Annotated in this window: 9 protein-coding genes; all 9 read left to right on the top strand. The window is 47.1% G+C overall.

The window, feature by feature from the left end:
* Nucleotides 1-19 precede the first annotated feature (19 nt).
* On the top strand, nucleotides 20-1,126 hold the full coding sequence (gene tssA / locus H5336_RS02055) for a type VI secretion system protein TssA (RefSeq protein ID WP_185230947.1): 1,107 nt from the start codon (nucleotides 20-22) through the stop codon (nucleotides 1,124-1,126).
* Nucleotides 1,127-1,155: 29 nt separating this feature from the next.
* Entirely contained in the window at nucleotides 1,156-1,677 is a 522-nt protein-coding gene (gene tssB / locus H5336_RS02060) for a type VI secretion system contractile sheath small subunit (RefSeq protein ID WP_185230949.1), read from the top strand.
* Entirely contained in the window at nucleotides 1,667-3,163 is a 1,497-nt protein-coding gene (gene tssC, locus H5336_RS02065; RefSeq protein ID WP_185230951.1) for a type VI secretion system contractile sheath large subunit, read from the top strand. Before tssB ends, tssC (H5336_RS02065) begins: the two co-directional genes overlap by 11 nt.
* 75 nt (nucleotides 3,164-3,238) lie before the next feature.
* Nucleotides 3,239-4,750, top strand: a complete 1,512-nt coding sequence (gene tssC / locus H5336_RS02070) for a type VI secretion system contractile sheath large subunit (RefSeq protein ID WP_376766511.1) — start codon at nucleotides 3,239-3,241, stop codon at nucleotides 4,748-4,750.
* A 14-nt stretch (nucleotides 4,751-4,764) separates the two neighbouring features.
* On the top strand, nucleotides 4,765-5,262 hold the full coding sequence (tssE, locus tag H5336_RS02075) for a type VI secretion system baseplate subunit TssE (protein ID WP_185230953.1): 498 nt from the start codon (nucleotides 4,765-4,767) through the stop codon (nucleotides 5,260-5,262).
* Nucleotides 5,255-7,090 (top strand): type VI secretion system baseplate subunit TssF, encoded by a 1,836-nt coding sequence (gene tssF, locus H5336_RS02080; RefSeq protein ID WP_185230955.1) that lies wholly within the window; start codon nucleotides 5,255-5,257, stop codon nucleotides 7,088-7,090. Before tssE ends, tssF begins: the two co-directional genes overlap by 8 nt.
* Nucleotides 7,054-8,172 carry a type VI secretion system baseplate subunit TssG gene (tssG, locus tag H5336_RS02085; protein ID WP_185230957.1) on the top strand — a complete coding sequence of 373 codons (1,119 nt, stop codon included), beginning with the start codon at nucleotides 7,054-7,056 and terminating at the stop codon, nucleotides 8,170-8,172. Before tssF ends, tssG begins: the two co-directional genes overlap by 37 nt.
* Nucleotides 8,173-8,197: 25 nt before the next feature.
* Entirely contained in the window at nucleotides 8,198-10,897 is a 2,700-nt protein-coding gene (gene tssH, locus H5336_RS02090; protein ID WP_185230959.1) for a type VI secretion system ATPase TssH, read from the top strand.
* A 78-nt stretch (nucleotides 10,898-10,975) separates the two neighbouring features.
* Nucleotides 10,976-12,301 carry a tetratricopeptide repeat protein gene (locus H5336_RS02095; protein WP_185230961.1) on the top strand — a complete coding sequence of 442 codons (1,326 nt, stop codon included), beginning with the start codon at nucleotides 10,976-10,978 and terminating at the stop codon, nucleotides 12,299-12,301.
* Nucleotides 12,302-12,323: the final 22 nt, after the last annotated feature.

Below are 12,323 nucleotides of genomic sequence, written 5' to 3' on the forward strand. Positions count from 1 at the left end.
GGACACGTAAGGAAGAAAAATGACATCCGCCGCACTCTTTGATCTTGATCAGATACTCACACCCATTGATGGGGAGGTGAATACCGGTGTAGACGTTCGTTTAGATGCATCCCCTACTTCTTTATACCAAACAATTAAACTTGCTCGAAGCTCTGCCCGTGCCGCTGAAAGAAACAGCATTCACGATGGCAATACATCTGAAGCCGACGAGCACTGGCGTACCATTCGTACCAACGCCCCCAACATTTTGCTCAACCAATCCAAAGACCTTGAAGTAGCCTGCTGGCTTACCGAGTCGGCGTTGCGTGCAAACGGCTTTCAAGGCTTGCGCGATGGTTTCAGCATTATTCATGGCCTTGTTGAAAATTTTTGGGACAACCTGCACCCCATGCCTGATGAAGATGGCTTGGAAACGCGGGTTGCCTGTCTCGCTGGCTTAAACGGCGAAGGTGCAGAAGGTGTTTTGATCGCGCCCATTCGTAAAACCATAATTACCGGCGGCAATTCCGTTGGCCCTTTTACCTATTGGGAATACCAGCAAGCACTGGAGTGCCAAAAGTTACCGGACGAAAAAGCCAAGCAGGCAAAAATAGAAAAGCTCGGGTTTAGCCTCGACAACATTGAAACCGCCGTTCGTGAAACCGATAACCAATTTTATGAAGATATGCGCGATGACCTCAATGTGGCCATTGAGCAATATAGAAAAGCAAGCACCCTTCTTGATGAACACTGCGGTGCTTTCGACGCACCACCTACCCGCACCATTTTAGAGGTGCTCGAAGACTGTCTCGGCGCGATCAACCACCTAGCTCGAGACAAACTCGCCATTCAAGAAGAGCCGGTAGAGAACGAAGAGACTGTAGAAACGGAAGATGGCACACCCGCCGCAACGAAGGCTGGTGTTCCTGCTCAAATTAATAACCGCGAAGCAGCATTTAAACAACTGCACGAAATCGCAGAGTTTTTTCGTAAAACAGAACCCCACTCACCGGTCTCTTATGTGTTACAAAAAGCAGTTAAATGGGGCCAAATGCCACTTAACGAACTTATTCTCGAACTTATACCGGACTCATCCTCCAGAAGCCATTACAGCGAGCTGACCGGCGTACTTGCGGATGACGACTAACACAAATTCCAACCTGGAGATTATTGACAATGTCAGAAAGTATACAAGATAAACTTGGGCGTGTAAGGAAAGCCCGCGTGCACATTACCTACGACTTGGAAACCAGTGGTGCCGTCGTTGAGAAAGAACTCCCATTTGTAATGGGTGTAATGGGTGATTACTCCGGTGACAACACCGAAGGTAAAAAAGCCCTAAAAGATCGTAAATTCGCCCAGGTGGATCGAGATAATTTTAATGAGCTAATGAGTAAAACCAACCCCCAGTTAAACCTCAAGGTTGAAAATACACTCGAGGGCGATGGCAGCGAAATGTCTACCAGCCTTAGCTTTAATAGCATGGAAGATTTCGAACCACAAAAGCTGGTTGAGCAGATTGATCCATTAAAAAAGCTCATGGAAACCCGCAACCAGCTCCGTGACCTGTTAACCAAAGCAGATCGCTCCGAAGACCTGGAAAATGTGCTAGAAGAAATTTTGAGCAATACCGCATCATTAAGCAGCTTGTCTGGTGAGCTGGGCGTAGAAGAAGAGGATGCCAAAGATGGCGAATAACGAAGAACAACTTGAGTCGCAAGAAGCCGGTGCAGCAGAAGCGACCGAAGCGAGCTTTCTCGAGCAGGCTATATCTGCCACTAAGCAAACGCCTCGCAACGAAACGGAAGAACTGTTAAAAACGCTCACAAAAGAAGCGACCAAAGGTACTGTGAAATGGGATAAAAACCTGAGCATTACCATTAGTTCGGCTATTGCAGCCATCGACAAAGTTATGTCCGACCAGTTGTGCGCAATCATGCACAGTGAAAAATTTCAGAAGCTAGAGGGCTCCTGGCGCGGCCTGCAATATCTGGTTATGAACTCCGAAACAAGCTCGCAACTTAAAATGCGCGTTATGAATATCAGTAAAAAAGAGCTTACTCGAGATTTGGAAAAAGCGGTTGAGTTTGACCAAAGCCAAATCTTCAAGAAAATTTACGAAAGCGAATTTGGCACCGCCGGCGGTGAGCCTTACGCCGCGCTCATTGGTGACTACGACTTCTCCGCGCACCCAGATGACCTTTCCCTGCTCTCAAAAATGTCTAACGTTGCGGCGGCAGGTTTTTGTCCGTTCGTTTCGGCAACAGCCCCAGAAATGTTTGGTTTTGAATCTTTCACCGAGCTTTCCAAGCCTCGTGATTTAGAAAAGATTTTCGAATCTGCAGAATACATTCAATGGCGCAGCTTCCGTGAAAGCGAAGACTCCCGTTTTGTTACGTTAACCATGCCTCGCACACTCGCTCGCCTCCCCTACGGTGAGGCCACCAAGCCGGTGGAAGAATTTAACTTCGAAGAAGCCAACGTAACCGCAGACGGCAAGCACCTAGAAAGCGAGCACGACTCCTACTGCTGGATGAACGCTGCCTACACATTAGGTACAACGCTCACCAAGGCATTCGCAAATTACGGATGGTGTACCACCATTCGCGGTGCTGAGGGCGGTGGTAAGGTAGAAGGTTTACCCAGCCACGTATTTATGAGTGATGACGGCGATGCCGATCAGAAGTGCCCCACCGAAATCGGTATTACCGACCGTCGTGAAGCTGAGCTTAGCAAATTGGGCTTCCTGCCTTTGTGTCACTACAAAAATACAGACTACGCGGTATTCTTTGGTGCTCAAACCACACAAAAGCCGAAAAAATTCGACGATCCCGATGCTTCCGGCAACGCAGCCATTTCTGCGCGCCTGCCTTACATTATGGCTACATCGCGCATTGCCCATTTCTTAAAAGTTATGGCACGCGACAAGATTGGCTCCTTTATGGAAGCCGACGAAGCCGAACGCTGGCTGAACACCTGGCTTAGCCAATACGTTAACGGCACGCCCGGCGCCAGTGCCGAAATGAAAGCCAAATATCCTTTAGCTGAAGCGAGAGTGGAAGTAAAAGAAGTACCAGGCCAACCCGGCGTGTTTAACGCAGTGGCTTATCTTCGCCCGTGGTTACAAATGGAAGAACTTACTGCGTCTCTCCGCCTAGTAGCCAACATACCCAAGGTTGGGTAATAACGCATCGGCTTACTGTATGCACAAGGGAGCCTTTTGGCTCCCTTATTTGCGGAATGATCAGGATTGTAGTTTGTGACCGCACCATCTCTACCATTATCAAGCTCAGCGCCACCCAGCGCCATCGACCTCGAGGAACTGTGCAGCTCCAGCCCGCATATCGTTTCTCTACAAGCGTTTCTCGCCGAAAACAATGCGGTTAAAGGCTTGAGCTACTTCCTAAACGAATACTGCTCCAACCCCATAACCAGCACAGAAGATATATGGCACAGCATAGACCAGGCCATTGCCCATATTGACGAGCAATTAAATAGTCAACTTAACGCCATCATCCATCATTCGAATTTTAAAAAGTTGGAAGCCTCTTGGCGGGGCTTGTGGTATTTAGTTATTCAGGCCGAAGGGATTCGCAACCTCAAAATTAAAACGCTAGATGCAAAATGGTCGGAAGTCAGTAAGGATATTGAGCGCACGCTCGATTTTGACCAAAGCCAGCTGTATAACAAAATTTACAGCGAAGAATACGGCACTCCCGGTGGCGAACCTTACGGTGTCATTATCGGTGACTATGAAATTACGCATAAAACCACAGCCAAATCCCCACATGATGACATTGCCACACTGAGCGGCCTCGCCGATATCGGCTCAGCAGCTTTTACGCCCTTCGTTCTCAGTGCAACCCCTGAATTACTGGGAGCAGACACCTTTTCGGAGCTTGGTCAGGGCACCCCATTAGCCGATATCTATGCACAGCAGGAGTATATTCGCTGGCGTAGCCTGCGCGAAAAACAAGAGGCCCGTTTTATTGGCCTAACCCTACCCAAAATTTTAATGCGCACACCCTATCAAAAAACGCACGGCAGTTATAAAGGGCTCACATTTCGTGAAAACATAACCGGCGATACTCAGGAGTCCTACCTATGGGGCAATGCCGCTTATGCCTTCGGCGGTATTTTAATTCGTGAGTTCGCAAGCGTTGGCTGGTTTGGGCATATTCGCGGCGTTCCACGCGATCTTCTTGGTGGTGGCTTGGTAACCAATTTGCCTCTAGATGAATTTACCACCGATGGTGACGGCATTGCCTACAAGCCAGTAACCGATATTCTAATCACCGATTCGCTAGAACGAGAAGTAAGCGAATTGGGTATGGTTCCATTGTGCAGTTGCTACAACACACCCTTTACAGCGTTTTATAGCAACCAATCTGTGCAAGTACAACCTAAAAACAAACGCAGTCAGCAGGCGATTAACTTTAAATTATCTACCATGCTGCAACACGTATTATGTGCCTCGCGGGTAGCACACTACATCAAAGTCATGATCCGCGATAAAGTAGGCTCATTTATGTCGGCCGAAGAATGCCAAACTTTTTTGCGCAGCTGGCTGATAAAATACACCACCGGCCGACACGACCTAGAGTGGGAGCAGCAAGCACGTTATCCGTTGCGCGAAGCCGATGTAAACGTACGGGAACACCCGGAAAAACCCGGAAAGTATCTGTGTGTTATACATCTGGTGCCCCACTACCAAGTAGACCAAATGGTTTCTGAGCTCGAGTTAGTAACCGAATTAGTGCAATCGAGTTAAGTGAGGACTACCCGTTGGCCAGAATAGATAAAAATAAAAATTTGCGTCCGTCAATTCTCGATAGGCTAATTGACAGCGATCCAAGAAGCACTCAGGAAGTTGAACCCAGCAAACACCAACAGCTAAGGGATCTACGTAAGAGTGTAAAGCGCGATCTGGAAAGCCTGCTCAACACTCGCTATCGCATTATTTCGCCACCAGAAGAACTGACACAATTGGAAAGCTCCATTTTGAATTACGGATTAGCCGACCTAGCCACAGTCAACATCACCGACTTGGCCAAACGCCGCGAATTTACGCGAAACCTAGAAGGCCTGCTAAAACGCTACGAGCCTCGTTTTAAAACAGTGAACGTGAATTACCAAGAAAACCCAGACAGCAGTGACCGCACCCTACGTTTTAGAATAGATGCAACCATCTACGCCGACCCTTCACCGGAAGTGATTGTTTTCGACTCTGTACTCGAACCGGTTTCCCGCACAGTCAATATTGAGGAATCCAACCATGTCTGATGAATTGCTGCCCTATTATGAAAAAGAACTAGCGTTTATTCGCCAGATGGGCTCGGAGTTTTCTCGCGAAAACCCAAAAATAGCGGGTCGCTTGGGGATCAATAACGACACCATTGAAGACCCACATGTCTCCAGACTTGTCGAAAGCTTCGCTTATCTAAACGCGCGCATACAGCATAAGCTAGATGACGATTTCCCAGAGCTTACCGACGCCCTGCTAAACGTCGTTTTCCCACATTACCTTCGCCCTATTCCATCACTTACCATGGTGGAATTTACAGCCGATCAAGAACAGCTCGAGAGCAAATACACTGTAGAAAAAGACACCGAAATTGAAACAGAGTATTTTCAGGGTGAAAATTGCCGTTTTTCTACCTGCTACCCCGTTGAGCTATACCCCATAGAAATCACCAAAGCGACGCTCATTGGCCGGCCGTTTCTAACGCCTGGCGCCGACAAAATGTCTAACTGTGCCAGTGTACTCAAATTGAGTATTAAAACGTTTAACAGCGATATTGAAATTAAAGACATTGGCCTAGATAAGCTACGCCTTTACCTTAAAGGGCAACCTCAACATGTTCACCCGCTTTACCAAATGTTGCTTAGGGAAACACACCAAATTGTACTTACTGGGTCTGAAGACGATTTACAGCCCACCTACCTCGACAGTACGGCACTACAGCCGGTAGGCTTTACCGAGAACGAAGGTTTACTTTCCTATCCAGAAAATTCATTTCTAGGCTACCGTCTCTTAACCGAGTATTTTGCTTTCCCCGATAAATTTATGTTTATCGACATATGCAATCTATCTAAACACCTTCCAGAGAACGCCAGTGATCAACTGGACATTTACATTTATCTCAAAGACAGTAATATCGAGCTGGAACACAATATTAGTGAAAAAACATTTGTGCTGGGCGCAACGCCCGCAGTAAATATTTTTAGCTTAAAATGCGACCCGATTAAACTTGACCACACCCAGACGGAATACCATTTACTACCCGATTCGCGCAGGCCAAAAGGCTTTGAAGTTCAGTCTGTTGAAAAAGTTGTTGCCTCCACATCCAGTGGCGACAAAACAGACTATTTACCTTTTTACGGTATTAGGCATGAACATAAAGACCCTGCAGACCATGCCTACTGGTTCGCTACCCGCCGACCGGCAAAATCGGGCTTTGGCGAGCGCGACGAAGGTACCGATGTATACCTCAATTTAGTGGACCTAGAGTTTAACCCCAATATTCCACACGATCGCACACTGTCAATTGAAGCCGTTTGCAGTAACAGAGACCTGCCAACCAAACTACCTTTTGGTGTAGACCAACCCAAATTGCAGTGCAGCAACAGCGCGCCACCCTGCTCCAAGATTCGATGCCTTACAAAACCTACACCAGTTATTCGTCCACCGTTAAAAAATCATGCTCGATGGCGATTACTATCGCACCTGAATTTAAACCACCTGTCATTAACCGGTGGTGGCAAAGCAGCAGACGCCTTAAAAGAAATATTACGACTTTACGATTTTACTGAAACATCAGTTTCTCGCGCACTCATCGATTCCATTTTGGCCGTTGATGCCCATGCCATTAGTGCGCCACTACCCATTAATGGCCACACCACTATGTGTCGTGGTGTGGAGATAGATATACTACTCGATAACGCCCTACTGACTGGCAGTAGTAGCTTTTTATACGCCAGCGTACTGGAACACTTTTTTGCCGTTTATTGCTCAGTAAATTCATTTACTCGGGTACTCGTTAAACTTAAAAACAAAGATGATTATTTAAAAAAATGTCCACCAAGAGCCGGCGAAAAAGTTTTTCTGTAATTGACCGGCTCATTCGTGAGCCAGGACAATTCTGTTTTACTCAAGCGGTGAGGCTGCTAGAGCGGGCGTCTACTTATCGCAACTTTGGCGCTGGCGAAAATCGCAATACACGCACTATTGGCAGATTCGCCCCAGCAGAAAGGGAATCGATAAGGTTCGAAAGCAATTCGTCACTGTCTTTTCCTGAGTCAGATATTCAACTCATTAAAGATGAGCCTCAAGCATACAAACCGAGTACCTGGCGTGTACTGGTGAATTTTATCGGCCTAAATGGAGCCATGGGTATTCTGCCCTTCCACTACAGTGAACTTGCGATACAACGATTACGAAAAAAAGATGCCAGTTTTGTCCGCTTTCTAAACCTTTTCAATCACCGCATCACATCTTTGTTTTATCAGGCTTCGATTAAGTATCGATTACCACTGCAATATGAAACCCAGCGGCTAGAAAGAGACAAAAGACAATCACTTAACGTTCAATCTGATAATCACACCCTCGCGATTTTATCGTTACTGGGGTTGAGTAGCGGACATTTAACCAACCGCCAATCACTACACGACGAATCGCTGATTTTTTACAGCGGTTTACTCTGTCAGCGGGTGAAGACGGCAAAAGGGTTAAAACAGATTCTACAGCACTACTTTCAAGTCCCCATTCAAGTAAATGAGTTTGTTGGCCAGTGGCAACCGCTCATCGACGATGTTCGAACACGGCTTCCCGGGCCTGGGCTTCCTCTTGGGCAAAACTCACGCTTAGGTCAAACCAGTATGCTGGGAAGCCAGGGTTGGTTCGCACAGGGAAAATTACAAATTATTGTTGGCCCTCTCAGCCAGCAAGCACACCGCCAATTTGCGCCGGGTAGTCGCAGCTGTAACGCGCTCAATGAATTAAGCCGCTTTTATTTGGGCATGGAATACGACTTCGAATTTGTAATTAAAGTAAATCGCTCAAACCTGCAAGACAAGGTTGTACTTAACCCCAAGGCGCCCCCCATTATGGGGTGGAGCACCTGGCTTTCAGATTCTCGCCCAGAAAGTAGCGAGACCGCCGTTCTGGATATAAAAATATCGTCCAGCTGTTAAATAAGAGACTATTAAGGACCGCAAAATGATCAACATCGATTTAAAATCACTGGTGGGCAAACTCAACGATCAAGCACGGAATGCACTAGAAGGCGCCGCAGGCCTTTGCATGGCGCGCACACACTACAATGTGGAAGTTGAGCACTGGCTACTAAAACTGTTGGAAATACCCAATAACGATTTTAACGCGCTGCTGGAAAAATTCGAAGTAGATCGCGGCAAGCTCAACCAACAGTTAAATCAGGAGCTGGATAAAATTAAATCCGGCAACTCCCGCAGAGCTGCACTCTCCCCCACCATTGTTGACCTCGCTAAAAGCGCCTGGATACTCGCCTCTGTTGAATACGGGCACCCCGTTGCAACATCCGGTCACATATTGGCTGCACTTTTACTGGATGAAAATTTACGGCGCGGTGGTGCTGCATCGTCCAGTGAACTCGAAAAAATTGCACCCGAATCAATGCGTGAGCTTGTTCGCTCAGTTGTTGGCAGTACGCAGGAATCTGAAAATTTGTATGCTTCGGGCGATACCACTGCGCCCACTACCGCCAGCGGCGAACCCATTGGCCCAAGCAAATCCCCCGCATTAGACAAGTTTACGGTAAACCTCACAGCAGCCGCAAAAAAAGGCAAGATCGACCCGGTGCTGGGTCGCGACGAAGAAATACGTCAGATTATCGACATCCTTATCCGTCGGCGCCAAAACAACCCCATTCTCACCGGTGAAGCCGGTGTAGGTAAAACCGCCGTTGTGGAAGGTTTTGCACTACGTATCGCTTCCGGTGACGTGCCAAAGCCTTTGAGAAATGTCACCATACGAAGTTTGGATCTCGGCCTTCTTCAGGCTGGCGCTAGTGTTAAGGGTGAATTCGAAAACCGTCTTAAATCGGTTATTTCCGAAGTTAAAGCCTCGCCAGAACCCATTATCATGTTTATCGATGAAGCCCACACGCTTATCGGTGCTGGAGGCAAAGAAGGCCAAGGCGATGCAGCCAACCTGTTAAAACCTGCACTCGCTCGCGGCGAGCTACGCACCATTGCTGCCACTACTTGGGCCGAATACAAAAAATACTTCGAGCGAGACCCAGCCCTCACCCGACGCTTCCAAGTGGTTAAAATAGAAGAACCCAGTGAAGATAAAGCCATAAGCATGATGCGTGCAATTTCTGAAATGCTGCAAACCCACCACCGTGTTCGTATTATGGATGAAGCAATAGTCGATTCGGTAAAACTGTCTAGCCGATACATTACCGCGCGACAACTACCGGACAAATCGGTGAGCCTACTCGATACCGCCTGCGCCCGTGTCTCACTTAGCCAGAGCGCCACCCCTGCCGCCGTAGAAGACACGCGCAGACGCATTACCCTAAACGACACCAATATTATTTCCCTTCAGCGCGAAAATGCCACTTTGGGTAATTGTGACGAAAGAATCGCTGAACTGGAAAACGAAAAGCAGGAATTAGTTGTTCTCTTGGAAAAACAAGAAAAACAATGGCAAGCCGAAAGCGAGATGGTAGAGAAAATTCACGCTTTGCAAGAAAAAATTGAAGCGGACTTCCATCGCAACCTCGACAATAACGGTAAAGATACAGATACAGAAGAGAAGAACACACCGCTTACCGACGAAGAGAAATCTGAAATCAAAGCCCAACTTAAAGGACTGATGGCAGAGCTTGATGGGCTTCAAGAAGAATCGCCCATGATTCAGGTAAATGTCGACAGCCAGGCAATAGCCGAGGTCGTCGCCAACTGGACAGGTATTCCCGTCGGCAAAATGGTTTCCAACGAAATTCAGCAAGTACTGAAGTTAACAGACATGCTTGGCGAGCGTGTCATTGGCCAAGATCACGCACTTGAAGGTATCGCGCAGTCTATCCGCACGTCACGCGCCGGTTTAACAGACCCCCGCAAACCGATCGGTGTCTTTTTTATGGTTGGCCCAAGCGGTGTGGGTAAAACTGAAACGGCACTGGCACTTTCAGACCTTCTATACGGTGGGGAGCACAACCTCACAACTATAAACATGTCCGAATTTAAGGAAGAGCATAAGGTATCCATGCTGCTGGGTTCTCCTCCCGGTTATGTTGGTTATGGTGAAGGTGGTGTACTCACTGAAGCCGTTCGTCGTAACCCATACAGTGTTGTTCTTTTAGATGAAATGGAAAAAGCCCACCCAGGCGTGCAGGACGTGTTCTACAACCTGTTTGACAAAGGCACGATTAAAGACGGCGAAGGCCGGGATATCGATTTCCGAAATACAGTGATTATCATGACCTCCAACGCTGGCGAAGAGCATATTCGTGCAATGGTCGCCTCCTGTGAGGAAAAACCAGAACCCGATGTGTTACTAGACAATTTCAGACCACAATTGCTGAATTACTTTAAACCGGCGTTTTTAGGTCGAACCAGTATTATTCCTTTTTATCCGCTGGATGACGAAATTCTGATGAAAATTTCTGAAATCAATATGCGCAAGATAGCCAAGCGATTAGGCGAACAGTACGGAGCCAGCTTCTCCTACGACGAAGATGTGCTTCTCCATATTGTTGGACGCTGCCAAGATACAGACACTGGCGCGCGCAATATCGAAAACATTATTTCACGCTCTATGTTGCCTGCATTGGCATCTTTGTGCCTTTCACGACTGGCAGAAGACCTGCCTATTGAAAAAGTGCATATAGCGGCAAGTGAAGAAGGCGAGTTCACCTACGAGATCGCATAACACTTTACCTCGGGCGGCAATATAATGCCGCCCTGTCGTTAGGCGCTTTTACAGCCTTAATAACGTATAAAGAACATTATGAAATTACTCAGCTTTTGGTCAGCCATCGCCTTTTTTGTACTGGCAACGGCAACACAGGCTAATACCACTTCAACCTCCTCCTCGGCCCTAAATGCGGAGTATCAGCGTTTTGTGCTTGAGGACTATCTGTACAAAAAAAACAAACTCAAATCAGGCAATCTGGTTAAAAACACGTTTGACGATATCTTCCACGCATTCACGTCTGCCCTGTCCACCGGAAACAATGCTGACGCCATAGCCACTATTGCGGCCAACCATAACAGGCTAATCACCAACATTGATGACGAGAAGTTTATTACTCTTTTCAAGTATCTGCTTCAACAACAGGCCACATCTGTAGCCGAAATATTCTATAACGATGCGCGACAATACGCCGACAGTTACACGCAAGCGAAACTCAACTATTTTTTGGCTATGCACCACTTTGATATGGGTGATTGGCAAAAAGCCCAAACATTTCTCACTCGCATCGAATCCAGAAATGCACTTGAGAACTCACAAAGCGATTATGCGACACTGATGTTCGGCATAACCCTGCAAAACCAAAAAAATCATAGGGCCGCCATCAAGCACTACCAGTCAATAGCTGAAACTTCGGCATACTATAACCATGCCCTATTGAACATCGCAGTAGCCTATATACGGCAGGGCTGGTGGACAGACGCAAAAATCAGTATAGAGAAGGCGCTAGGCAATAAACTTTCTCAACCCGCCGATGAATTTGAAAACCGCCTTTACCTAGTGCTTGGTTCCAATCAGTTACAACACGAATTTTACCGCAACGCGCGGGAAGCGTTTCGGAATGTGGAAATCGAAAGCCAGTACGCCGACCAAGCGCTACTTGGCATTGGTTTAAGCGCTTTGAATCAAGGCGATTACGTAGGCGCAATCAATGCCTTTGGCATACTTAAAGCAAAAACAGATTACTCTTTACCGGTTATAGAGTCTCACCTTTTGTTTGCCTACACCCATGAACAAATGGGTGAAAAATCGTTAGCTTCCGCCCACTACGAAGCCGCCATAGCTTTTTATAATCAGCTATTGCTAAAACTATCGGCCGGTAACACCGCCTTCTTTGAAGATAAATCCAATACAGCGATAACCCAAACCTATATTGCCAGAAGCAAACTTTTGGAATCCGTACAAAAAGACCCGAACACTTCAAAGCCACTAAGGAAAAACGCTAAAAAGCTAGCCATGCAATATAGTCAGAAAATCGCAATGGTCGACAGACTCCGGCAGCAAAAGGCCAATACCGTACTAACAAGCTATTTGAGCCAAGCGCAATTCGGCCAAGCCAAAATTTTTGACACCATTAACTAAATTCAGTTTAACCTTATGCTCA

The sequence above is a fragment of the Teredinibacter franksiae genome, assembly GCF_014218805.1.
Lineage (GTDB): Bacteria > Pseudomonadota > Gammaproteobacteria > Pseudomonadales > Cellvibrionaceae > Teredinibacter > Teredinibacter franksiae.